Origin of the sequence: Streptomyces albidus (ex Kaewkla and Franco 2022), assembly GCF_013870515.1 — a bacterium.
Classification (GTDB): Bacteria; Actinomycetota; Actinomycetes; order Streptomycetales; family Streptomycetaceae; genus Streptomyces; species Streptomyces albidus.
This window is the reverse complement of record NZ_JACBXA010000004.1, coordinates 1-24,236: the sequence shown is the minus strand read 5'-3', so window position 1 is coordinate 24,236 and position 24,236 is coordinate 1. Positions and strand designations below refer to the sequence as shown.

The window sequence follows — 24,236 nt, the reverse complement described above, 5'->3', positions numbered from 1 at the left end:
CTGGTTCTCATCAGTTCTCGCTGTCGAGGTGCGCCATCTGTGCCGCCGGGTAGCGCTCGCCCGCGGCGGAGTCGGCGGGCACTGCGCCCTCGACGGCGCGGAGATCGTCGTCGTCGAGAGTAACCGCCCCGGCCGCCAGGGACTCCGCCAGCCGGTCACGCGTACGGGCGCCCACGAGGGGCACGATGTCCGTGCCGCGTGAGAGCACCCAGGCGATGGCCGTCTGCGCGACGGTGATCCCCTTGCTGTCGGCGACCCGGCGCAGCGCCTCGACGAGGTCGAGGTTGTGCTGGAGGTTGTCGCCGGAGAAGCGCGGGCTCATGCCGCGGAAGTCGCCGGGGGCCAGCTCGCGGTCCCTTGACCAGTTGCCGCTGATGAGGCCGCGGGAGAGCACGCCGTAGGCGGTGATGCCGATGCCGAGTTCGCGGCAGACGGGGAGGATCTCCTCCTCGATGCCGCGTGAGATCAGTGAGTACTCGATCTGCAGATCGCTGACGGGAGCCGTGGAGGCCGCCTTGCGAATGGTGTCGGGACCGACCTCGGAGAGCCCGATGTGCCGTACGTGCCCGGCCTCCACCAGTTCGGCGATGGCGCCGACGGTCTCCTCGATCGGGACGGCCGGGTCCAGGCGCGCGATCCGGTAGATGTCGATGTGGTCCGTGCCCAGGCGCTGGAGCGAGTAGGCGGCGAAGTTCTTGACGGCCTCGGGGCGTCCGTCGTAGCCGGTGAAGCCCCCTTCGACGGTGCGCAGGGCGCCGAACTTCACGCTGACCAGGGCCTGTTCACGACGGGCGGCGGGGGCGGTGCGCAGGGCCTCGTTGATGAGCAGCTCGTTGTGGCCCATGCCGTAGAAGTCGCCGGTGTCGAGGAGGGTGACTCCCGCGTCGAGGGCGGCGTGAACGGTGGCGATGGATTCGGCGCGGTCCGTCCGGCCGTACAGGGCGGACATGCCCATGCAGCCGAGTCCCAGCGCGGAGGTCCGGGGGCCGGTGGTGCCGAGGGTGCGGGTCTGCATCGTGTGCTCCTTCCAAGAGGATGCCACCGATCGTGGCATGACGGATGACAGATTTCAATATCTGTCATCCGTTGGTTCACCACCTGCGCGGCGCCCTCACGCGAGCAGAGCGGTCAGGCGCCGGGCCTGCCGCGCCGCGGTTCCAGGAGGGTTCCGCGCCCTGCCCTCCTCGTCGAAGGCGAGCAGGAAGAGCCAGACGAGCGCCAGCAGCCTCCGGCACTCGGGCAGCCTCGCCGCCTCCGCGTCCGCCAGCACGAACCGTCCGAGGAAGGCTGCGACGTCGAGAGGCCGCTCCACCCAGCTGCCCACGTGCTCGGTCACCTCTGCGAGCTCGAAGGCGCGATCGCTGAGTCCCGAGTCCTCGAAGTCCACGACCCGCACACGGGAGCCGTCCCACAGGTAGTTGGCGAGGTTGCCGTCCCCCGCTCCGAAGACCGGCCGGACGCCGGGCGGCCACGCCTGCTCCAGAGCGCAGCCGGACAGCCACTCCAGGCCGAGGCGCATGGCGCGAACCACCTCGCCGTCGGGCCGGAGGTCGCACTGCGGCGCCCAGGCGCGCAGCTGCGCGACGAGTTCGCGCTGGTGACCCGGTCTCAGAGGTGTCCGCTCGGCCAGCACGCCGGCGGGGACGGCGTCGTGCAGCCGCCCCATTGCGGCCGCGAGAGCGTCGATCCGCTCGCCGTCGAGCTCCTGTCCGCGCAGCGGCCGGCCCGGCAGCCGGGACATCACGACGACGGGCTCCTCCGCTGTGAGATCCGCCTCGTACGGGACGGGCGCGAGCCCCGGTGCGTGGGCGGCGAGCAGGCTCAGCGCACGCCATTCGCGCTCGCCACCTCCCCGTGCCGTGCTCCGGAAGCGTTTGGTCACGCGGTGCGGGCCCAGCTCCACCGTGTGCGTCGTCCAGCTGCCCGAGCTCATGGGCGGGATCCTGTCAGCACTCCCCGCCGGCATGCGGGACAATGGGATGCCGTCGCCGCCCGCCCGCGCGCTGACCAACCGCATCCGCACGTACGTCTCGGAGGACGCCCGCGCCATGACGTCGCCGCTCCACATCGGCCCCCACACCGTCCAGCCCCCCGTGGTGCTGGCGCCCATGGCCGGGATCACGAACGCGCCGTTCCGGACGCTGTGCAGGGAGTTCAGCGGCGGCAAGGGGCTGTTCGTCAGCGAGATGATCACGACGCGGGCTCTGGTCGAGCGCAACCAGAAGACCATGCAGCTCGTGCGGTTCGACGACAGCGAGAGGCCGCGGTCGATCCAGCTGTACGGCGTCGACCCCGTCACCGTCGGCAAGGCGGTCCGCATGATCGCCGACGAGGACCTCGCCGACCACATCGACCTCAACTTCGGCTGCCCCGTGCCCAAGGTGACGCGCAAGGGCGGGGGTTCGGCCCTCCCGTACAAGCGGCCGCTGCTGCGCGCCATCCTGCACGAGGCCGTCGGCAACGCGGGCGGCCTGCCGGTCACCATGAAGATGCGCAAGGGGATCGACGACGACCATCTGACGTTTCTGGACGCGGGCCGCATCGCCGTCGACGAGGGGATCACCTCGATCGCGCTGCACGGCCGCACCGCGGCTCAGCACTACGGCGGGACGGCGGACTGGGACGCGATCGCACGCCTGAAGGAGGCCGTGCCCGAGATCCCCGTGCTGGGCAACGGCGACATCTGGTCCGCTGAGGACGCGCTGCGCATGGTGCGCGAGACCGGCTGCGACGGAGTGGTCGTCGGACGCGGCTGCCTGGGGCGGCCGTGGCTGTTCGCTGATCTCGTCGCGGCGTTCGAAGGCGCGGGGCCGGAGGCGTACACGCGCCCGGCTCTGCGCGAGGTCGCCCGCGTGATGCTGCGCCACGCCACGTTGCTGGGGGAGTGGCTCGGCGACGAGCCGCGAGGAGTGATCGACTTCCGCAAGCACGTGGCCTGGTACACCAAGGGCTTCTCGATCGGTTCCGAGGCGCGTCGCAGCCTGGCGGTCGCCTCCTCGCTGGAGGAACTGTCCGGTCTGCTCGACGGGCTCGACCTCGATCAGCCGTGGCCGCAGGACGCGGACGGCCCTCGCGGGCGCACGCACGGGCGCAACAAGGTCGTGCTCCCCGACGGTTGGCTGAAGGACCCCTACGACTGCGCCGAGGGCATCGACGCCGACGCGGAGTCGGACACCTCGGGCGGCTGACGTCCGGAGCGGCGGCGGCTCGCGCTTCTCCGTCGTTCACGTACGCGAGCAGGCGTGACGGCACGCGCTGCCGAGGTCGGGTGTGCCGAGCAGGACCGGTCCGGCGGTCACAGCCTGTTGATCCGGCACGAGCCCGTCTTGCTCCGACTCCACGCACCCGTGATCCAGGACGGCCGGTCCCTCGGCGTACTGATCGCCGCCCCCCGGAGGGGTCTTGAGCCGTTGGATGCGGGAATGTCCGACTGGTTGTGCTCAGTCGTCCTCCAGATGCGAAGAGACAGTGGAGAAGTTCTCTTCGGAACCGGAGGCGCGCTGCTCCCGGGACTGCGATACTCCCAGCTCGTGAAGGCCATCCTCTTTGAGGAGTTCGGGCAGCTCCCCACACTCCGCTCCGTAACCGATCCGTCCCCCGCCCATGACGGCGTCGTCATCGAAGTGGCGGCCACCGGCCTGTGCCGCAGCGACTGGCACGCCTGGAAGGGGCACGATCCCGACGTGCGTCTGCCGCACGTCGGCGGGCACGAGCTCGCCGGCACCGTGGTGAGCGTCGGACAAGAGGTGCGGCACCCGTGGATGGGGCGCCGGGTGACGGTGCCCTTCGTCTGCGGCTGCGGCACCTGCATGCAGTGCGCGACCGGCAACCACCAGGTGTGCGAGCGGCAGAGGCAGCCGGGCTTCAGCCACTGGGGATCCTTCGCCCAGTACGTGAGGATCGACCACGCCGACGCCAACCTCGTCCCGCTCCCTGAGTCCATAGCCTCGCCGGCCGCGGCCTCGCTCGGCTGCCGCTTCGGCACCGCCTTCCGCGCGGTGGTCCGGCAGGGCAAGGTCGGCGCGGGCGACTGGGTGGCGGTGCACGGCTGCGGCGGTACCGGCCTGTCCGCGGTGATGGTCGCGGTGGCCAGCGGCGCCCGCGTCGTCGCCGTCGACGTCTCCTCCGCCGCGCTGAACTTCGCCCGCGACCTGGGCGCCGCCGTCACGGTGGACGCCTCCACGGTGGACGACGTCGGTGCGGCCGTCATCGACCTCACCGACGGCGGAGCGCAGGTCTCCCTCGACTGTCTCGGCGATCCGCGCACCTGCGAGGCGTCCGTACGGAGCCTGGCCCGGCGCGGCCGTCACGTGCAGGTCGGGCTGCTGCCCGCGGGGGAGGCCGCTGCGGCGCTCCCGATGGACAGGGTCGTCGCCCGCGAGCTGGAGATCGTGGGCAGCCACGGCATACAGGCCCACGAGTACCCGGCCATCCTGGAGATGGTCGAGGCGGGGAGGCTCCGCCCGGAGCGGCTGCTGCGACGGACCATCGGTCTCCCGGAGATCCCGGCGGCGCTGACCGAGATGGACATCCCCGTGCCCGGCTCTCCCGGCCTCACGATCGTGGACCCGGCTCGCTGACCCCTGGGTGATCAGTGGTGCCGGTACCGGCCGCCGACGTTGTGGATCATGCGTTGGAGGACCTTGAGGGTGCGCACGTACTCCTCGTCGGGGATGCCGGTGTGGATCCGGGCACGCAACGAGCTCTGCAGCGCGGCCAGTTCGGCGTGGAAGGCCGCTCCCTCCGGAGTCAGCCGCAGCCGCTCGGCCCCGTCCTGGTCCGCCCAGCCCGCGGCGACGACACCGTCCATCTCCGCCTCCATCAAGGGCCGTCCGACGTCGAGGTAGGGGGACAGGAGGTCCGCCAGCTCCTCGCGCGTACGGCCGCCCTCGCTGCCCGCGAGCTGGGCGAGCACCCACCACTGAGGCTGGCTGACGCCGCGTTCGGCGAGGGCCTCCCGGATGTGGCCGACGGCGGCCTTGTGCGCAGCCCAGCTCCAGTAGCCGATCGGCTGACCGGCCAGTTCGGCGTCGGGGTGTGAGAACTGCATGGTTCGCCCTCGTCTCGTGTCATGCGTGGCCACGCGCCACGCTGCCGGTCCACGAGGACGAACCTAGAAGTTGAACTCACGTTGAGGTCAAGCGCTGCCTTCCAGAGCCGTCAGCAGCGCCAGCGGCGTGGCCGCCGCCCACGCCTGCGGCGAGCAGGCGTGCGGGTAGGGGACGGGGTCGGGGTGGTCGCTGCGCGAGTAGCCGGCAAGCACCTCGGGGAGGCGATAGCCCTGCCTGGCTGCCGCCTCGGTCATGCCGTCGGTGAGCGTACGGACCTCGCCGCGCAGCCCGTAGCGTGCCAGCCCGAGGGCGACGACGGCGTTGTCGTGCGGCCAGATGCTGCCCCGGTGGTAGGAGAGCGGGTGGTAAGGGCCCTGGCCCGAGGCGACGGTGCGCACCCCCCAGCCGGAGAAGAAGTCCGGTTCCAGCAGCCGCCGGCCCACCGTTTCGCCCCTGCTGCGGTCGAGGATGCCGGACCACAGCAGATGGCCCGCGTCGGAGGCGAGGATGTCCGCGCGGGTGCCGGTCTCGTCGAGGGCGAGCAGCGGGAAGCCGTGCTCCTCCATCCAGAAGTCGGCCGCGAAGCGTTCGCGGAGTGCGGCTGCCGCCTTCGTCAGGCGTTCCGCGTACGCCGCGTCCTGCCAGACGGTACGGGCGAGTTCGGCGGTGCGGCACAGCGCGTCGTATGCGTAGCCCTGCACTTCGGCGACCATGACAGCTCCGGAGGGGCGCGTGCCGTCCGCGGTGCATACGGCGCCCGGTGAGTCCTTCCAGTTCTGGTTGGCGAGGCCGCCCTCGTGCGCGTGGTAGGCGAGGTAGCCGTGCGCGTCCAGGCCGCCGTGCTCGAACATCCAGTTGACGGCGGCCCGCGCCTGCGGCTCCAGACGCCGCGCGAGCGACGTGCCGTCCTGCTCCGGACCCGCGCTCACCTGCTCGTGGTGGGCGCTGAGGAGGACCAGGAAGAGAGGGGTGGAGTCGACCGTGCCGTAGTAGCGCCCGTACGGCACCTGCCCGAAGTGGGCCAGCTCCCCGTGACGTACCTCGTGCACGATCTTCCCGGGCTGGGCGAGGCGTTCGGGTTCCGCCTCCGTCGCCTGCGTCGCGGCGAGCGCGAGCAGCGTGGCCTCGGCGAGACGCGGGCGGTAGGGGAGCGCGAAGAGGGAGGTGAGGAGGGAGTCCCGGCCGAAGAGAGTCAGGAACCAGGGCACGCCGGCCCCGGGGATGAGGAGCGGTTCGCCGTCCGGGCCGGGTGCCGTGACCCGGAGACCGGCCAGATCGGTCAGCCCCTGTTCGCACGCCCGCGCCAGCTGGGGACGGTCGCTGTGCGGCGAGGGGACGGGCGGGCTCGTGGTGAAACCGTTCGCCTCGGCACGGAGCCGGGCGAGCAGGGCGAGGGGGGCCTCGTGGAGCGCCTCCGCACCCTTGTCGGGCTCGCGCCCGCCGTGAGGGTACGCCGTCACGCGCAGGCTCACCTCGGCGGAGCCGTGCGGCGGGAGTTCGAGCAGCCAGCTCAACTGCCGGGCGGGGCTGCCGGTTTCCTCGACGGTCACTGGCGGCGGGTCGGCCGTGACCGCCGTACGGGAGTGCCACTCGCCGCGCCGGTAGGCGAAGTCGACGCCGTCCGGGCGCTGTTCGCGAGTACGCACGGCGTGCGGCTTCTCGTACGAGCGGTGGTCGGAGCGCAGCTCGAACTGGTCCGCGAAGTCGGCGTCGACGGTCAGAGCGACCCGGGCCGTGGTGGTGCGGCCGAGATTGCTGGTGAGCCGGATGCGCTCGCTCAACACACCGCTCACGACGGCCTGTTCACGGAAGACCGTGTAAGCGGGCGGCTCCCCCCGCGTCCCGTGCGGGGTCAGCACGGCGACCCCCGTGCTGTCGGTCGCGGGCACGAGGACTGCCGGGGCGGCGCCGTCGACCGTGAGCTGCCAGCGGCTCAGATGCCGGGCGTCCCGTACGAACAGGCCCTCGGGGACCGCCCCTTCGGACCGGGCGCCGGGAAGTCCTCCGTGCTCTGCGCTGACGTCGCCGGAGGGGCCCAGCACGGCGAAGGTGCCGTCGTGCACGAGCAGTCGGTGCTCGGTCGCATTCACAGGGTCAGGGTCCTTCCTCGTGCTCGGCGGTGAGATCTGGCCGGTCGGTCGTCGAACTCCCATAGCCGGGGCGGCTGTTCGGGCCCGATTCGATCTCGGGGCGGCCCTTCAGCAGATCGAGGGCGAGCGCCGCGGTCCAGCTGAAGTCACGGGTTCCCCGTCCGCCTCCGGTGTACGGGTCGAGGTACTCGGCGAACCGGGACGCGTCCGCCGCGACGAGCACGTCGGTGCGCAGCGCGTCGGCCCGCTCGGTCTCGCCGCACCGCCGAAGGCCCTGCTCCAGCAGCCAGTTGACGTTGAACCACGCCGGACCCCGCCAGTAGCGGTACGGATCGAAGTCGGGGCCGCGCAGGTCGTAGCTCGGCACCAGCCGCACGTGCGTGCCCAGCCCGAAGTGCTCGCCGCTGATCGTCTCCAGCAGCGCGGTGACGACGTGACCGGGAAGATCCGGCGCGATCAGCGGCAGCAGCCCGGCGACGCTGCGCACCTGCATCAGCTGCCCGCCGGGGTGTTCGTCGCCGCTCCGGTCCTCGCCGGGTTCCACGCCGGCACGCAGGTCCCGGCACAGGAACTGGCCCGCCTCCGGCGACCACAGCCGATCCACGAGTGCGGCGGTGAGCGCGGCAGCGCGCTCACGGTGAGGGGCCGGGTCGTCGCCGAGCTCGGAGACGATCGAGGCCAGGGCGTGTTCGGAGGCGATGAGCAGAGCGTTGAAGGAAGGGTCCTCGACGGCGAATTCGTGCGGGGCCTCCGCGTCCCGGTAGCCGTGGTCGCGGTAGTCGGCGGCGAGACGCACGTAACGCCCGTAGTCGAGGTCGGTCGGCCGGTCCGCGGCCGCCCCGTGCGTCAGGTCCGCGCGCCTGAAGGAGCCGGCGGCTGCGGGCTCGATCCGCGCCAACGGCCCGTCCCAGCAAGGGCTGTTGTCCATTCCCGGCTCCCACGGATGCACCACGGCCGCCAGTCCGCCCCCGCCCAGGTCGCGACGGTCCGCGAGGTAGCGGTGCCACGCCGTCAGCCTCGGACGGACCCTGGCGAGGAAGCCGCGCCTGCTGGAGAGCTCCGGGTCGGCCCGGTGCACCAGCCAGGCTGCGAGCGCGTGCACGGGGGGCTGGACGATGCCGGAGGTCTCCACCCCGCGTGGCGCCCCGGCGTCGGCGCCCGCCGATGAGGAGCGCCAGAAGTCCGGTCCGGGGAAGTACGCGTCGAGCGGCACATGCGGGTTGAAGACGATGTGCGGAACCCGCCCGTCGTCCCACTGCGCGTCCAGCAGGGTCTCCAGCTCCCGCTGCGCGCGAGAGGCGGACAGGTGGCGCAGCCCGATGGCGATGAACGCCGAGTCCCAGCTCCACTGGTGCGGATAGAGGCTGTTGGAGGGGACGGTCGAAGTGCCCTTCCAGTTCTCGAGCAGCACGCGTCGCGCGTCGCGGTGCAGCCGGCGGCGTGCGGCCTGGCTGAGACGGGAGTTCGCGGGCAGGGACGTCTCTCCGCCCTCCTCGGGTGCCGACGCCGACGCTGGTGCGTGCGCCGACGCCGGTGCCGTCGTCGCCGGGGATGCCGAGGCCGCCGATGCGGACGGGGCCGGGGCCGGGGTCACGCTGCTGACCTGGTGAGGAAGGGCGGAACCGCGCGCAGCGCCTCGGCCGGGTCGTCGCCGGTCAGCCTGCACTCCAGGGCCAGCGGCCCGGTGTAGCCGGCGCTGTCCAGCGCGGCCAGCCATGCGGGCCAGTCCAGATGTCCGGCACCGGGCTGGAAGCGGTTGGAGTCGCTGACCTGCGCGTGCCCGATGTACGGGGCGGCGTCCAGGATCGCCGCCGCCGGACCGGTCTCCTCGATGTTCATGTGGTAGCTGTCGATGCCGATGCGTACGGAGTCGAGCCCGACCTCCCGTATCAACTCCACTGCCTGGCCGAGCCTGTTGACCATGTGGTCCTCGTACCGGTTCAGCGGTTCGAGGTAGAGGGTGACGCCCTCGCGGCGCGCGTGCTCACCCATCTCGGCCAGCCCGGTCAGCAGCACCTCGCGGTCCTCCTGCTCGCTCCGCGGCGGTTCGAAGGGGGGCAGTCTCCGCGAGAACATGCCGTACGAGGCGGGGGTCTGGGCGCCCGTACCGCCCAGTTCCGCGATGACCGACAGCTGGGACTTCATCTGGGCGACGGCGTCGCGCCGCAGTTCCTCGTCGAAGGCGCCGAAGAAGTGCAGCATGTCGACGCAGACCGTCGGCATGACGACGCCGTCGGCCAGAGCTCCGCGGAGCTCTGGAAGCCGCTCGCGGAAGGCGAAGTCGCCCTTTCCGCGCAGCTCGACGGCGTCGTAGCCCGCGGCCTGAGCGAACTCCCACTTCTGCTGAAGGGTCTCTCCCGGCAGGAGTTGCTCCTGGCAGGCGATGGTGAACATGGCTGGTGCCTTCCCACGGTGCGCTCTTCGTGCTGTGTCGCTGCGTTGTGCTGCTGAGGTGCTGAGGTGCTGAGGTGCTGATGTGCTGTGATGCGTTCTGAACCGGCGTGACCGGGCCGCCGCCCGGTCACGCCCGATTCAGAATTCGAGGACGATCTGGAGCGCGTCCGACGGGCGCTCGTCCAGCAGCTCGTACGCCTGCGCGGCGTCCGCGACGGGCACGAGGTGGCTGACCAGGGACTGCACCTCCACCGCCTCCTCGGCCACCAGCCGCAGGAAGGTCTGTTGCAGCCGTTCCACGCTCCAGCGCCCGGCCAGCTGCTGCGGCACGCCGCCTATCTGCGAGCAGATCAACTGCGCCCTGTTGTGGTGGAATTCGTCGCCGAGGCGAAGCCCCGCGCCGTCTCCCTGGTAGAAGCCGGACGCGACGACCCGCCCGCCGACGGCCACCGAGCGCAGCGCCTCGTGAAGTGCCGGATAGGCGCCGCTGATCTCGATGGCGGCGTCCGCGCCCCGGCCCTCCGTGAACTCCCGCACCCGCTCCGCGACTTCGTCCGTACGGGCGTTGAGCGTGAAGTGGGCGCCGTGCTCCCGCGCATGGGCCAGCCGTACGTCGAGGGCGTCGACGGCCGTCACGCGGGCGCCGTTGAGCTGGGCGAGGCGGGTGGTGAGCAGGCCGATGACGCCCTGCCCGAACACGGCGACGTCCTCGCCGAGATGGATGTCGGCGCCGAGGACCGCGTTGAAGGCGATGGCGCCGACGCGGGCGAACGCGCCCGCGAGCGGCTCCAGTCCGCGGGGAAGGGTGTGCCCGGCCATCCGCTCTGCCGGGACGATGCCCTCACTGCGGTGACCCCAGATCCCCCACACCAGGTCGCCTGTTGCGGGAATCCCGGGGCTGCCGGTCAACTCCGGTGAGACCTCGGTGACTTCGCCGACCTCGGAGTATCCCCACCCGGTGACCGGATAGGCGATTCCCGCCTCGCCCTCCCGGAAGAGCCGGGTCTCGGCGTCCCAAGTACGGGTGAGGTAGGGGTTCGTGCCCCGGTACGCGGTCAGCTCCGTACCGGCCGATATCCCCGAGTAGCGCGTACGGACGCGCAGGTGGCCGGGTGGCAGCGGCTCTCTGCCGTGCTCGGCCACCTCGACCTGCCGCGGGCCGGTGAACTGGACGACTTGCTCCACAACGCACTCCGAAACGCTTGGCTCTGACGTGGGCTTCTGCGGTTCAGCCGAAGGTACATGAGAGTTACGTCTTGTTAAAAGACAAAAGTGGTGCTGGGATGCATGCCTGGAAAGCGGAAGTCGGTGAGGACGAGGCATGCGGATGTGGACACGGCGGTCGGCTGCCAGGCGGGCGACCGCGGCCGCCCTGGCCGGAACTCTGGGCGCCGCGCTGCTGGCGGGCTGCTCCGCGAAGGCGGGTACGGGGCCGGACAAGCCGGACGGCAAGATCACGGTCTGGACGCTGGAGAACCTGCCCGCGCGGATGGCGGCGGAGAAGAAGACGGTCGCCCGCTTCGAGAAGAAGAGCGGCGTGCAGGTGGAGCTCGTCGGCGTGGACGAGGGCCAGCTCCCGCAGCTGATCATGTCTGCCGCGGCCGCCGGCAGACTCCCGGACGTCATCGGGTCGTTGCCCATGGGTCAGGCCTGGCAGATGTACGGCAACGGGCTGCTCAACACGAAGGCCCCCGCGGAGATCGTCGAGGACCTGGACCCGGACACCTTCAACGCCAACGCGCTCGAGCTGACCTCGGACGGCGGCACACGGCTCACCGTCCCCTCCGACGCGTGGCTCCAACTCCTCGTCTACCGCAAGGACCTGCTGAAGAAGGCGGGACTGCCCGCGCCCGACAGCTACGCCACGGTCGAGGGGGCCGCGAAGAAGCTCGACCGCGGCAGCATGAACGGCATATCGCTGGCCACCGACCCCGCCGACCCCTTCACCCAGCAGAGCTTCGAGAACATCGCCCTCGCCAACGGCTGCGAGATGATCGAGAAGGACGAGGTTGCGCTGGACTCGGCCGCCTGCCGCCGCACCTTCGCCACGTATGACTCCCTCGCACGCGAACACGGCGCAAGCGGCACCCAGACGGTGGACACGACCCGCGCCACGTACTTCGCGGGCAGGTCCCCGATGATCGTGTGGTCCTCGTTCCTGCTCGACGAGCTCTCCGGGCAGCGTGCCGACGCCGTGCCCAACTGCCCGGAGTGCAAGAAGAACCGCGCCTTCCTCGCCGAGAACAGCGGCATCACCACGGCCCTCAAGGGGCCGGATGGGGAGAAGCCGGTCCAGTTCGGCGAGATCACCTCCTGGGCGATGACGAAGACCGCCGAGACGAAGGCCTCCGGCGCCTTCATCGAGTACATGCTCAGCGACGGGTACGAGGACTGGTTCGGGATGGCGCCCGAAGGCAAGATCCCCGTCCGCAAGGGCACTCCGGAGAACCCCGAGAAGTACATCCGCGCCTGGCGCAGCAGCCGGCTCGGCGTCGAGGCGACCGTGCGCAAGCCGCTCAACTCCATCTATCCCGACGAGTTCCTGGGCCAGCTCGCCGACGGCATCAGCGTGATGCGGCGCTGGGGCATCACCCAGGGCGAAGGCGCCCTCGTCGGCGCCACCAACGGCGAACTCCCCGTCCCCAAGGCGGTCTCCGCCATGACCAGCGGCCAGACCTCGCCCCGGGAGGCCGCCCGCGAGGCGGACGACGAGGTCGACGCCCTGCGCCGGTCACTGGAGTGAAGCGCCGCTTCCCACGTACGGCAGTCGAGGTCCGCACACACCCGAGGTACGCAGACATGTCCCTGGCGAAGCAACCCGCGAACACCGCACCGGACGGTGCCTCCAGTCCGGGCGACGGCCCCGGAGCAGGGGGCTCGGCCCCGCACGGACCCGGCCGCAAGAGCGGTCTTCGCCGCCGCGGCCGCCCGCTCACCCGGGCCGACAGGGAGAACCGCGCGGGTCTGGCCTTCGTCACGCCCACCGTCGTGGTCGTCGGCGTCGTCGTCGTGCTGCCCATCCTGTGGACCGTGCTGCTCGCCTTCCAGGAGGCCAGGCTCGTCGACATCCAGGGCATGGGCCTGCTGGGCAACTGGTCGCTGGACAACTTCCGTGACGTCTTCGGCTCACCCGGCTTCTGGACCAGCCTGTGGACCACCCTGCTCTACACGGCGGGTTCGACCCTCGGCTCGATCGCACTCGGTCTGATCGCCGCCCTCGCGCTGCGCAAGCCCTTCCGAGGCCGCGGCCTGGTGCGCGGCTCGATGCTGCTTCCGTACGTGGCGCCCGTCGTCGCCGTCGCCTTCGTCTGGGAGATCGCGCTCAGCCCGCAGTTCGGCATCATCAACGAGTGGGGCGCCAAGCTGCTCGGCTGGGACGAGCCGATCGCCTTCCTCTCCAGCCGGTCCCACGAAGTCTCGTTGCTCGGGCTGCACTTCGAGGTGCCGCTGGCTCTGCTGACCGTCATCGGCTTCGAGACCTGGCGCTACTTCCCCTTCGCCTTCCTCTTCCTGCTGGCCCGCCTCCAAGCGGTACCGGACGGACTGGAAGAGGCAGCGAAGGTGGACGGCGCCGCCCCGACCCAGCGCTTCCGCCACGTGCTGCTTCCGCAGCTGATGCCCGTCATCGCGCTGCTGTGCGTGCTGCGCTTCATCATGACGTTCAACAAGTTCGACGACGTCTACCTGCTCACCGGGGGCGGTTCGGGCACCGACGTGGTGGCCGTGCGGGTCTACGACTTCCTCACCGCACGCTTCGACGTGGGCGCCGCTGCGGCCCAGGCACTCGTCCTCGCCGTCGTCCTCATGGGGCTGCTGGGCCTGTACTTCACGTTCTTCGGCAAGAAGGTCCAGGAGGATTCATGAGCGACGCGCGCACAACCACCCGGCGGCAGACGCACGCGATGCCCGCGCCTCTGACTCGTGCGGGCGGAGAAGGGGGCACCACCCGGGCGGCAGCTCTGGGGGCGAATGCGGGAGAGGCGTCATGAGCCGTGCATCGATCCCCATGAGCCGGGCGCAGTTCGAGGAGCGGCTCTTCGGCGTGCTGCGCTGGGTGGTGATCGCCTTCCTGGCGGTGATCACGCTGGCGCCCTTCTACTACATGCTGCTGCTGTCGGTGAAACCCATCGACGCGCTCCTCCTCGACCCGGGCCGACTCTGGGTGAGCGCCCAGGAGTTCACCCTCAGCACGTACGAGGAAGTGCTCAAGCCGACGTCCGAGGGCGGCCAGGGATTCCTGGGCATGCTCTCCAACTCCGCGCTCGCCTCGATCGGCGCCGTGGTGCTCACCATGCTCGCCGCCATCCCCGGCTCGTACGCCGTCAGCCGGCTGCGCTTCTTCGGCGGACGGCACCTGAGCGCGCTCTTCCTTGCGGTCTACCTCTTCCCGGCGACCCTCCTGGCGGTGCCGCTGTTCGTGATGTTCGCCAGGATGGGCCTTCAGGGCAGCCTCGTCGGGCTCGCGATCGTCTACATCGCACAGACCGTGCCGGTCTCGATCTACATGATGAGGAACTACTTCGCGACCATCCCCTACAGCATCGAGGAGGCGGCCGCCCTGGACGGCTGCTCGCGGCTGCAGACGATCCGCAAGGTCGTTCTGCCGCTCGCGGCACCCTCGTTGATGGCCACCGGCCTCTACATCTTCATGATCGCCTGGAACGAGTTCCTCTTCGCGCTGCTCTTCCTCGCCGCGACCCCGGAGAACTGGACCGTCTCCCTCGGCCTGCAGCAGCTGGCCAACGGCATCGAGGTGTCCAAGACCGTTCTGATGGCAGGATCGGTGGTACTGACCATCCCGGTGGTCGTCCTCTTCCTCGCCGCTGAAAGGCTGTTGACCGAGGGCCTGACCAGCGGTGCGGACAAGAGCTGAGGAGTAGATGACCGGGAACCAGGCGAGCGCGGGCCACCTGCTGCGGCTGATCCGCGACGGGCGAGCCACCACGCGCGGCGCCCTTCAGCGGGCAACAGGGCTGTCCCGGTCGACTGTCGGACACCGCCTGGACCAGCTGTTCGCTGCGGGCTGGCTGCGTGAAGGGGAGGCGGCACCCGTCGAAGGCTCGACCGGCGGACGCCCGTCCACACGGCTGGAGTTCGACGCGGAGCACGCCGTGGTCCTCGCAGCGGACCTGGGCACCCGGCACGCGAGCGCCGCGGTGCTCGACCTCGCCGGCACCGTACTGGCCGAACGCTCCGGCGAGTTGGTCATCGCCGACGGCCCCGATCCCGTACTCGACCGGCTGGCACAGTGGTTCGCCGCTCTGCTGAAGGAGTCCGGTACCGCCCCCGAACGGGTCTGCGGCATCGGTCTGTCCGTGCCGGGGCCCGTCGACTGGGCCTCCGGCCTCGTCATCCAGCCGCCGATCATGCCGGGCTGGGACGCCTACCCGATCCGGGAACGGCTTCAGGAGGCATGGTCCCGGCACGTCGACGGCACCGTTCCCCCGGTCCCCGTACTCGTCGACAACGACGCCAACTTGATGGCCTACGCCGAGCAGCGTGCCGGGCACCAGGACTGCGCGGCGTTCCTTCTGGTCAAGGTCTCCACCGGCATCGGCGCGGGCGTCGTGGTGGACGGCCAGCTCTACCGCGGGATCGACGGCGGCGCCGGCGACATCGGCCACATCCGTCTGCACGACTGCCCCGAGGCGTTGTGCATGTGCGGCTCCTACGGCTGCCTCGCCGCGGTCGCCAGCGGTCGCGCACTGGCCCGACAGCTCACGGACGCGGGCATCGAGGTGACCTCGGGCTCGGGCGTGCGCGAGCACCTGGCTGCCGGGCATCCGGACGCGGTGCGGCTCGCGCGGGAGGCCGGCCGCCGCGTGGGGGAGGTGCTGGTCACGGTCGTCACCCTGCTCAACCCGGGCGTGCTGGTGATCGCGGGGGACCTGGCGGGTGCGCCCTTCCTCACCGGCGTGCGGGAGTTGCTCTACCAGCGCGCGATGCCCCGCACGACGGCCCACTTGAGCGTCGTCACCTCGCAGTTGGGCGAACGGGCGGGGCTCGCGGGCGCGGCCGCCATGGTCGTCGAGGACCTCTACGCCCCGGACCGCGCCGACGCACGCCTCGCCTCCCTCGCCGGCTGATCCACCAGGGCCCCCAACCCCCCTTCTCCGCACCCTCATCCCCTCTGCCGACCCCTGTATCGAAGGAGCCCTCGTGACCGAGCCGTGGACCGGCGACCCGATACGGGTCGGCCTCGTCGGAGCCGGGCCCTGGGCCCGCACCATGCACGCCCGCATGCTGGCGGCGGGGCCGGAGACGGAGCTGGTCGCGGTGTGGGCGCGCAGATTCGAGGCCGCGGCGGAGGTCGCGGCTCCCTACGGCGCGACCCCGGTCGCCTCCTTCGACGAACTCCTCGACGTCTGCGAGGCGGTGGCCTTCGCGGTACCGCCTTCCGTGCAGGCGGAGTTGGCCGTACGGGCGGCCGAGGCGGGCCGCGCCCTGCTGCTCGAGAAGCCGCTCGGGCTCGATCTCGCGTCGGCGCGTGCCGTCGCCGACGCGGTCACCGCGAACGGCACCGTCTCCCAGCTCGTACTGAGCAAGCGGTACCACCCGGCGACCCGCGAATTCCTCAGCCGCGCACGGCAGTTGAAGGTCACGGGTGCCCGTTCCTGCTATCTGCACGGCGCCTTCCTGGGCGGCGAACAGGCCACGCCCTGGCGCCTGGAGCACGGCGCGCTGCTCGACCTGGGCCCGCATCTGCTGGACCTGCTCGACCTGGCGGTGGGCCCGATCGTCTCCGTGCGGGGGACGGGCGACTCACGCCGCTGGATCGAGCTGACCTGCGAGCACGAGGGCGGTGCCGTCAGCCAGGCGTCGCTGTCCGGGGCGGTGCGCCTGCCTCGCGGCCGCACCCGTGTGGAGCTGTACGGGGAGCAGGAGGAACTCGTCTACGACACCGCGGAGTTCGACCTCGACGACGGCTGGCCCGTGCTGCGCCGGGAGTTCGCGACCGCCGTACGCGACGGGTGCTCACCGGACCTCGACGCCCGGCGCGGGCTCCGGCTGCAGGAACTGCTGGAGCAGGTGGTCCGGGCGGACTGACGGGCCTGCGCCGGTGGCCGATGAGCGAGATCGTCGTCCGCATCATGAGACCGGGTGGTCCCTCGTACGCGTGATTCTCGCCACCCTGATCAGGGGTGCGCTCAAACGAGCGCTCACCTGTGCAGTCCAGGTCTCCAAAGTGCAGCCCTTGACTTTACCGGCCCTAGATTCACCTTCCGAACCCGGAGATGACTCCACGTATTCGATGACTCGAATTCCGTCGCGATGCGGAGTCACCGCTTCGATTCATGGAGTTGATCTTTGAGGCCAGATGGGACAGCTGCCGCCTTCGATCCACGGCGGACGGGTGGTTACCGCCCTTTGGCGCACTGCCTGACGTACCTCTGTGCCTTCGATCTGGGTACGCTCCCCGCCGTCAGGGCAGCCGTTCGCGAGGGGTCGAGTCCCGTGCCGGATCACGAAGCAACGCAGAAGTTCGTCTACGACTTCACCGAGGGCAACAAGGATCTCAAGGACCTCCTCGGCGGTAAGGGGGCCAATCTCGCCGAGATGACGAATCTCGGTCTCCCCGTCCCGCCGGGATTCACGATCACCACCGAGGCGTGCAAGGAGTACCTGAGCCGCGGCGAGGAGCCCGTCGCCCTCCGCGATCAGGTGAGCGCCCATCTCGAGGCGCTCGAGCAGAAGATGGGCAAGAAGCTCGGCCAGGCCGACGACCCGCTGCTCGTCTCCGTGCGCTCGGGCGCGAAGTTCTCGATGCCCGGAATGATGGACACCGTCCTCAACATCGGGCTCTCCGACGAATCCGTGCACGGGCTGGCATCCAAGTCCGGTGACGAGCGCTTCGCCTGGGACTCCTACCGCCGCCTCATCCAGATGTTCGGCGACACGGTCCTGGGCATGGACGGCGAGGTCTTCTCCGAGGCGATCGAGCAGGCCAAGGCGCTCAAGGGCGCCAGGAGCGACGTCGAGCTGGACACGGCCGACATGCAGGCGCTGGCCGAGAAGTTCAAGGGCCTGGTGCTGAAGGAGACCGGGCGGGACTTCCCGCAGGACCCGCGCGAGCAGATGGACCTCGCCGTCACCGCGGTCTTCGACTCGTGGAACGGTGCCCGTGCCAAGCTCTACCGCCGCCAGGAGCGCATCCCGCACGACCTGGGCACGGCCGTCAACGTCTGCTCCATGGTCTTCGGCAACCTCGGCCCCGACTCGGGCACCGGCGTCGCCTTCACCCGCGACCCCGCCACCGGCCAGCAGGGCGTCTACGGCGACTACCTCCAGAACGCACAGGGCGAGGACGTCGTCGCCGGCATCCGCAACACCGTGCAGCTGGCCGAACTCGAGCGGCTCGACAAGTCCTCGTACGACCAGCTCATGCAGATCATGGAGTCCCTGGAGACGCACTACAGGGACCTGTGCGACATCGAGTTCACCATCGAGAGCGGCAAGCTCTGGATGCTCCAGACCCGCGTCGGCAAGCGCACCGCCGCAGCCGCGTTCCGCATCGCCACGCAGCTCGTGGACCAGGGCCTCATCGACGAGGCCGAGGCGCTGCAGCGCGTCAACGGCAACCAGCTCGCGCAGCTGATGTTCCCGCGCTTCGACAGCAACGGCGGGGTCAAGGGCGCCGACGAGATCGGCTGGGGGATCGCGGCCTCGCCGGGCGCGGCCGTCGGCAAGGCGGTCTTCGACTCCTACACCGCCATCAAGTGGTCCCGTTCCGGCGAGAAGGTCATCCTCATCCGCCGTGAGACGAACCCCGACGACCTCGACGGCATGCTCGCCGCCGAGGGCATCCTCACCTCGCGTGGCGGCAAGACCTCGCACGCGGCCGTCGTCGCACGCGGCATGGGCAAGACGTGCGTGTGCGGCGCGGAGGAGCTGGAGGTCGACACCAAGCGGCGGCGCCTGAAGGCCTCCGACGGGCGGGTGATCGAGGAGGGCGACGTCGTCTCGATCGACGGCTCCACCGGACGCGTGTACGCGGGCGAGGTACCCGTGGTGCCCTCGCCGGTCGTCGAGTACTTCGAGGGCCGTATGCACGCGGGCGCAGACGACGCGGACGAGCTGGTCAAGGCCGTCCACCGGATCATGGCCTACGCGGACAGCGTGCGGCGGCTACGGGTGCGCGCCAACGCCGACAACGCCGAAGACGCCTCCCGCGCAAGGCGGTTCGGCGCGCAGGGCATCGGCCTGTGCCGCACCGAGCACATGTTCCTGGGCGAGCGCCGCAGCCTGGTCGAGCGGCTCATCCTCGCCGACACGGAGGAGGAGCGCGAGGAGGCGCTGGAGTCCCTGCTGCCTCTGCAGAAGGGCGACTTCGTCGAGCTCCTGGAGTCGATGGACGGGCTGCCGGTGACCGTACGGCTGCTGGACCCGCCGCTGCACGAGTTCCTGCCCGACATCACCGAGCTCTCCGTGCGGGTGGCTCTGGCGGAGTCCCGCAAGGACGCCAACGAGAACGACCTCCGCCTCCTCCAGGCCGTCCACCGGCTGCACGAGCAGAACCCGATGCTGGGGTTGCGCGGCGTACGGCTCGGCCTGGTCGTACCCGGCCTGTTCACGATGCAGGTGCGCGCCATCGCCGAGGCCGCGGCCGAGCGCAAGGCCGGCGGCGGTGACCCGCGTGCGGAGATCATGATTCCGCTGGTGGGCACGGTGCAGGAGCTGGAGATCGTCCGCGAGGAGGCCGAGACCGTCATCGCCGAGGTCGAGCAGCGGCACGACGTTGACCTGAAGCTGACGCTCGGCACCATGATCGAGCTGCCTCGCGCCGCGCTGACAGCCGGTCAGATCGCTGAGTCCGCAGACTTCTTCTCCTTCGGCACCAACGACCTCACCCAGACGGTGTGGGCGTTCAGCCGGGACGATGTGGAGGCCAGCTTCTTCACCGCGTACCTGGAGAAGGGGATCTTCGGGGTCTCGCCGTTCGAGACCATCGACAGGGAAGGCGTCGGCGAGCTCGTACGCCTGGCCGTCGAGGCAGGCCGCGCCACGCGCCCGGACCTCAAGCTCGGCGTCTGCGGCGAACACGGCGGTGACCCCGACTCGGTGCACTTCTTCCACGACGTGGGTCTCGACTACGTCTCGTGCTCCCCGTTCCGGATCCCGGTCGCGAGGCTGGAAGCGGGGCGCGCGGCGGCGAACTGAGCCGCGTCCGGCTCAACTGTCCTCAGCGCGCCCTGAGGACACCTCCCGGCCGTAGGCCGAGAGGGACCGGTCTTCCTGGACCGTCCCGCGCCCGCCCACCTCACCGGCGGCGGGACGGACCGGGGACCCGAAGGGGGCGGCACCTGTGCGGAGGTGCCGCCCCCTTCACTCTGAGCGGACACCGTTCGTCGCGACCCGGGCCAGTCGGGTCGACTGCCCTGGATAACGCATTGAGTCCGAAGAGGGCGCCGAACCGTCAACTGTCTGTGGCTGGGCTCAGCTTGCGTTGGCGTGAGCCGTCGCTGCTGGCTTCGCTCGGTCGACGATCGTCGATGACGATGCGGATGACGTTCCCGACTTGGCTTGTGTTGCTGTCGGCGAGCGAGCCATGGATGCGGTTGTAGGCCTGTGCGGCGAGGTGGTGGGTGCCTGGTGGGGTGCCAGGTGTTTGTGTGACTTGCCAAAGTGCGTCGGAGATGGCGATGAGGCTGCGACCGGAGAGTTCGACTTGCACCGTGCCGCTGTCGGTGTGGGTGATGTCGACAGGCATTCGGAAATGCTCGCCCTGGCTTGCTCGTTCAGTGAGGAAGGCCCAGGTGTCGCGGTGGCAGACGAGTTCGGCGTTCGCTACGCCGGCGGCTTGGGCGAGGAGGTCATGGTGCGGCTGGTTTTCGCCTGCATGGGGGCTGTTGTCGAAGAGCTCGGGTTCGGCCGGTTGAACGCTGCGCGCCTCTGCTGAGTCGGCGCGCCAACCCTCGATCAGAGCGTGCAGCTCTGCAAGTTCTCGGCGGACGGTTGCCACGTCGCGGCTGTTGGCTTCGTTGATGCGGCGAGTGTCGTCGATGCGGGTGCCGAGGTCTGTTCGGGTGTGTGTGATGGCTTCGCTGACGAGGTTACGGGTTTCGGCGAATCCGTCTCGGAGTGCGCTGCTGATGTCAGTGACCTGGGTAGTGAGGTGTTTGACTGCCACGGCTAACCGCTCGATGCCGAATGCCACGCTTGATGCCCTCCTGTTCGTGACCCGCTGCTGGCCGCGGAGAGGCTTTCCGTGTACGGGCGTTGTGACGCGGCGGCTTTCGGCCGTATCCGCACCGAAGACCCGCTCCGGACCGGTCCCACCCCCCAGGCCCGGCCGCTCCCGTCGTCTACAGCTCGGCCCCGATCCGCTCGGCGGTGCGGTGCAGCAGCGGGGCCAGTTCGGCGGCGCGTGAGAGGTCGAGGCGGGTGCTGGGGGCGGAGACGGTCACCGCTGCCAGGCACGTACCGAAGCGGTCGCGGACCGGGACGCCGACACCGTGCACGCCGGTGACGCTCTCGTCGATGTTGAGCGCGTAGCCGCGGGACCGTGAGAGGGCGAGGTCACTGGTCAGGGATTCCAGGTCGGTCAGTGTCTCCGAGGTCAGCCGGGTCAGACCGCGGCGGTAGCGCGTACGGGCCGCCTCCGGGGCGAGTTCGGCCAGCAGTGCCTTTCCCCCGGCGGTGGCGTACGCGGGAACGCGGTCGCCGGTGCGCGTGCCCACGCGCAGCGGGTGCGTGCCCTCGACGCCGTCGGCGAAGCGCGAGTCCGGCCCGTCCAGGACAAGGAGGTTGGTCGTCTCGCCTGCGGCGTCCCGCAGTTGCACCAGGTGCGGGTGAGCGACCTGGACGAGGCTCTGCTCGTCCACGGCTCCGCGCGTGAGGCCGAGCAGCACCGGGCCCAGGCGGTAGCGGCGGCTGCCGGGTTCCTGCTCGACGAAGCCGTGGCCGCGGAGCGTCGTCAGCAGCCGGTGTGCCGTGGACCGGGCAACACCCAAGTGATCGCTGATGTCCGTGACGCGGGCCTGCTGGTGTCCACGCAGATACACGAGGGTGCGCAGAGCGTTGTCGACCGAGCTGGCGGCGTAGGCGTCGGCATGGTTGTTCGACATAGCAGAAAACATACTCCCATGTGTTCCGCACCCCGCTCCGTGAGCCTAGCTTGACGGTCGGCTCGGCGTGACCTGGACGGACGCCGGGCGCACGGCACCGCACCGAACCGCTGACGTACCGCACCAACCGCCGACGGAGAAACCATGAAGGCCGTACCGGGAGACCCCTCTTCAGCCGAGCAGAGTACGGAGACCGCGGAGACTTCCCAGGAGCGCCGCGGCTGGCGTTCCTGGCACACGCTGTGGGTCCTGCTGCTTCTCGGATGGACCGTGAGCGCCGCCGACAGAGCTGTCACCGGCCCCGTCGTGACCTGGATGATCGACAACGGTGTGGGCTTCCTCGCCGACGCGGAGAACCCGCACGCCCTCGGCGGTCTCGTCGGCGGCCTCTTCTTCGCGGGCTACATGCTCACGCAGTTCCCCGGCGGCTACCTCGGCGACCGGTACGGGCACCGCACCCTCATCGTGGTCAGCCTGCTGTGGGCCGGTGTGGCCACCATGCTCACCGGTTTCATCGGCGGTCTCGTCGCCTTCATCGTCGTACGTGTGGTGACAGGTCTGGGCGAGGGCGCGTTCTACTCCAACGACCGCACGCTGATCACCGCCACGACCCCCGAGCGCGACCGCAGTCTGGCTATGGGCGTGGTCATCACCGGTCTCTCCCTCGGCATCACCATCGCGATCGTCTTCACGCCGGAACTCGTCGCGTTCGGAGAGATGTTCCTCGCCCACGTCGAGGCGTGGCGGATGGTCTTCTGGGTGCTGGGTCTGGCGACCATCGTCGTGGGCGGCATCGTCGCCTGGTGGTTCCGCTCCCACCTCACGCTCGGCGGGCTGAGCCGCGCGACCCTGCACCTGGGCGCGTACTCCGCCGTCTCGCTGGCCCTGGTCATGGCCGTCTACTGGCTGGGCACCAGCGCGGGTCTGTCCGAGCTGTGGATCGCACTGCTCGAAGTGGCCCTCGCCGTGGGCCTGGTGCTCTTCGCGCTGGCCCGCAAGGGCACGGAGATCGGTCCGGTGATCAAGAACCGGGACCTGTTCCTGCTCTACATCTGCAACATCGCCATCCTGTGGAACCTGTGGTTCTTCAGCTTCTGGTCGGTCTCCATCGTGGCCGGTGCGGCGGACTCCTCGTTCATGAGCGCTGCCTTGACCGCCGGATTCAACGCGGGCGCGGGCATCCTCGGCTTCCCGGCCGGCGGCTGGCTCTCGGACTACGGGCTGCGCCGCGGCTGGGGACGCAAGGAGATGATGCTGACCTTCACCGGCATCCAGGCCGTGCTGACCGTGGCCTTCGCCTGGTACCTGAGTGCGGCCGCGCACCCGTCCCTGTGGGTGATGGGTCTGCTCCTGTTCACCGCGAGCCTGTTCTTCAACGCGCTCCAGCCCGTGGGCCACGCCCTGACCGCCGAGCTCGCGCCGGCGCGCCTGCGCGGCTCCGCGTTCGGCATGGAGAACCTCATCGGCGAGATGGGCGCCGTGCTCTCCCCGGCGATCAGCGGTGTCCTCCGCGACAGCACCGGCGACTGGACGGCCGCCGTGTGGATGGACGCGGCCATCGTCGTCGTCGGGTTCTGCATCCTCACCCAGGTCCGCTACCGGCCGCCGGCCGAGGTCTGACGCCGCGCGTCGCAAGGCCGCACACCGGTGCCCTTCCGCACCGGAAGTCACAAGGAACCAGGAGCTCCACACCCATGCCCACCGTCCGTGAGGCGGCGCTCGACGTGATGCGCCGGCACGACCTGACCACCGTGTTCGCCAACCCCGGCTCGACGGAGGTGCCGTTCCTCGCCGGTCTCCCCGACGACATCCGATTCGTGCTCGCACTGCACGAGGGCTCCGTCGTCGGGGCCGCCACCGGCTGGGCCCTCGCCCGCGACGCACCCGCGCTCGCGCTGCTGCACACCACGGCGGGGCTGGGCAACGCCGTCGGCGCTCTGTCCACCGCCCGCGTCAACCGCGCCCCGCTGGTCGTTCTCGTCGGGCAGCAGGACCGGCGGCACCTCGTCCAGGAGCCGTTCCTCGCCGGCCGCCTGGAGCAGCTGGCCGGCGACTATCCCGTACGGACGGAGACGCCTCCGCGCGCCCAGGACGTCCCCGGAGCCGTCGCCCGTGCCGCGCACGCCGCCCGTACGCTCCGGGGCCCGGCCCTCGTCATCGTGCCGATGGACGACTGGGCGCAGCCCGCTGAGGACGTGCCGCTCCCCGCACCCGCAGAGCTGCGGCTGCCTCCCGCGGTCGACACCGCTTCCGTGAGCGAGGTGTCCGGGCTGCTCGACTCCGCCGCCGCTCCGGCGCTGGTCGTGGGCGCGGGTGCGGACCACCCGGAGACCTGGGAGGCACTGACGCTCCTCGCCGAGCGGCTCGAGTGCCCCGTCTGGCAGGAGTCCTTCGGCGCCCGGGCGGGATTCCCCCAGGACCATCCGTGCTTCGCCGGGCATCTCCCGGCGGACCGTACGCGTCTGCGCGAGACGCTCTCCCCGTACGACCTCGTGCTCAGCGTCGGTGCGCCCGTCTTCCGGCAGTACCCCTACGAGACCGGCCCGTTGGTACGCGGCGGCATCCGGCTCGCCCTCGTCACCGACGACCCCGCCGAGGCGCACCGGGCGCCTGTGGACCTGGCGGTGGTGGCCGGA

The 24,236-nt window shown here is 70.6% G+C and carries 19 protein-coding genes; 10 read left to right on the top strand and 9 right to left on the bottom strand.

Annotated elements, in window-relative coordinates:
• Positions 1 to 10: 10 nt before the first annotated feature.
• A complete protein-coding gene (locus H5J26_RS01625) occupies positions 11 to 1,015 on the bottom strand; it encodes an aldo/keto reductase (protein ID WP_181763817.1) in 1,005 nt (334 codons plus the stop codon).
• 96 nt (positions 1,016 to 1,111) lie between these two features.
• Entirely contained in the window at positions 1,112 to 1,933 is an 822-nt protein-coding gene (locus tag H5J26_RS01620) for a phosphotransferase family protein (RefSeq protein ID WP_181763816.1), read from the bottom strand.
• A 115-nt stretch (positions 1,934 to 2,048) separates the two neighbouring features.
• On the opposite strand from H5J26_RS01620, the gene dusB reads away from it, so the two are divergent.
• The gene (gene dusB / locus H5J26_RS01615) at positions 2,049 to 3,188 is read left to right on the top strand and encodes a tRNA dihydrouridine synthase DusB (protein ID WP_181763886.1); all 1,140 of its coding nucleotides are present in this window, start codon (positions 2,049 to 2,051) and stop codon (positions 3,186 to 3,188) included.
• Positions 3,189 to 3,530: 342 nt separating this feature from the next.
• Entirely contained in the window at positions 3,531 to 4,580 is a 1,050-nt protein-coding gene (locus H5J26_RS01610; protein WP_181763815.1) for a zinc-dependent alcohol dehydrogenase family protein, read from the top strand.
• 11 nt (positions 4,581 to 4,591) lie between these two features.
• Here H5J26_RS01610 and H5J26_RS01605 read toward each other — a convergent pair whose 3' ends face one another.
• From H5J26_RS01605 to H5J26_RS01585, 5 genes are all read right to left on the bottom strand, one after another.
• Positions 4,592 to 5,050, bottom strand: coding sequence for a MarR family winged helix-turn-helix transcriptional regulator (locus H5J26_RS01605; RefSeq protein WP_181763814.1), 459 nt, complete (start codon positions 5,048 to 5,050; stop codon positions 4,592 to 4,594).
• An 87-nt stretch (positions 5,051 to 5,137) separates the two neighbouring features.
• The gene (locus tag H5J26_RS01600) at positions 5,138 to 7,141 is read right to left on the bottom strand and encodes a glycogen debranching N-terminal domain-containing protein (protein WP_309237740.1); all 2,004 of its coding nucleotides are present in this window, start codon (positions 7,139 to 7,141) and stop codon (positions 5,138 to 5,140) included.
• A 4-nt stretch (positions 7,142 to 7,145) separates the two neighbouring features.
• A complete protein-coding gene (locus tag H5J26_RS01595; protein ID WP_419183744.1) occupies positions 7,146 to 8,735 on the bottom strand; it encodes an MGH1-like glycoside hydrolase domain-containing protein in 1,590 nt (529 codons plus the stop codon).
• Positions 8,732 to 9,535, bottom strand: coding sequence for a sugar phosphate isomerase/epimerase family protein (locus H5J26_RS01590; protein WP_181763812.1), 804 nt, complete (start codon positions 9,533 to 9,535; stop codon positions 8,732 to 8,734). Before H5J26_RS01590 ends, H5J26_RS01595 begins: the two co-directional genes overlap by 4 nt.
• Before the next feature lie 138 nt (positions 9,536 to 9,673).
• On the bottom strand, positions 9,674 to 10,720 hold the full coding sequence (locus H5J26_RS01585; protein WP_181763811.1) for a zinc-dependent alcohol dehydrogenase: 1,047 nt from the start codon (positions 10,718 to 10,720) through the stop codon (positions 9,674 to 9,676).
• A 136-nt stretch (positions 10,721 to 10,856) separates the two neighbouring features.
• On the opposite strand from H5J26_RS01585, the gene H5J26_RS01580 reads away from it, so the two are divergent.
• From H5J26_RS01580 to ppdK, 6 genes are all read left to right on the top strand, one after another.
• Entirely contained in the window at positions 10,857 to 12,278 is a 1,422-nt protein-coding gene (locus H5J26_RS01580; RefSeq protein ID WP_181763810.1) for an ABC transporter substrate-binding protein, read from the top strand.
• A gap of 56 nt (positions 12,279 to 12,334) precedes the next feature.
• Positions 12,335 to 13,399 (top strand): carbohydrate ABC transporter permease, encoded by a 1,065-nt coding sequence (locus H5J26_RS01575; protein ID WP_181763809.1) that lies wholly within the window; start codon positions 12,335 to 12,337, stop codon positions 13,397 to 13,399.
• Positions 13,400 to 13,541: 142 nt separating this feature from the next.
• Positions 13,542 to 14,408 (top strand): carbohydrate ABC transporter permease, encoded by an 867-nt coding sequence (locus H5J26_RS01570; protein WP_181763885.1) that lies wholly within the window; start codon positions 13,542 to 13,544, stop codon positions 14,406 to 14,408.
• A gap of 7 nt (positions 14,409 to 14,415) precedes the next feature.
• Positions 14,416 to 15,621, top strand: a complete 1,206-nt coding sequence (locus H5J26_RS01565; protein WP_181763808.1) for an ROK family protein — start codon at positions 14,416 to 14,418, stop codon at positions 15,619 to 15,621.
• Positions 15,622 to 15,694: 73 nt separating this feature from the next.
• A complete protein-coding gene (locus tag H5J26_RS01560) occupies positions 15,695 to 16,582 on the top strand; it encodes a Gfo/Idh/MocA family oxidoreductase (protein WP_309237739.1) in 888 nt (295 codons plus the stop codon).
• 408 nt (positions 16,583 to 16,990) lie between these two features.
• Positions 16,991 to 19,693: a pyruvate, phosphate dikinase gene (gene ppdK, locus H5J26_RS01555; RefSeq protein ID WP_181763807.1), complete on the top strand. Its 2,703-nt coding sequence runs from the start codon at positions 16,991 to 16,993 to the stop codon at positions 19,691 to 19,693.
• 256 nt (positions 19,694 to 19,949) lie between these two features.
• On the opposite strand, the gene H5J26_RS01550 is transcribed toward ppdK, so the two are convergent.
• Together H5J26_RS01550 and H5J26_RS01545 are read right to left on the bottom strand one after the other, a co-directional pair.
• On the bottom strand, positions 19,950 to 20,690 hold the full coding sequence (locus H5J26_RS01550; RefSeq protein ID WP_181763806.1) for a hypothetical protein: 741 nt from the start codon (positions 20,688 to 20,690) through the stop codon (positions 19,950 to 19,952).
• Positions 20,691 to 20,838: 148 nt separating this feature from the next.
• Complete coding sequence (locus H5J26_RS01545; RefSeq protein WP_181763805.1) at positions 20,839 to 21,600, bottom strand: IclR family transcriptional regulator; 762 nt, start codon at positions 21,598 to 21,600, stop codon at positions 20,839 to 20,841.
• Between the two features lie 144 nt (positions 21,601 to 21,744).
• Here H5J26_RS01545 and H5J26_RS01540 point away from each other — a divergent pair, with 144 nt between their 5' ends.
• Positions 21,745 to 23,220, top strand: coding sequence for an MFS transporter (locus tag H5J26_RS01540; protein ID WP_181763804.1), 1,476 nt, complete (start codon positions 21,745 to 21,747; stop codon positions 23,218 to 23,220).
• A gap of 74 nt (positions 23,221 to 23,294) precedes the next feature.
• A partial coding sequence (locus H5J26_RS01535) for a thiamine pyrophosphate-binding protein (protein WP_268932959.1) occupies positions 23,295 to 24,236 on the top strand: 942 nt, incomplete at its 3' end.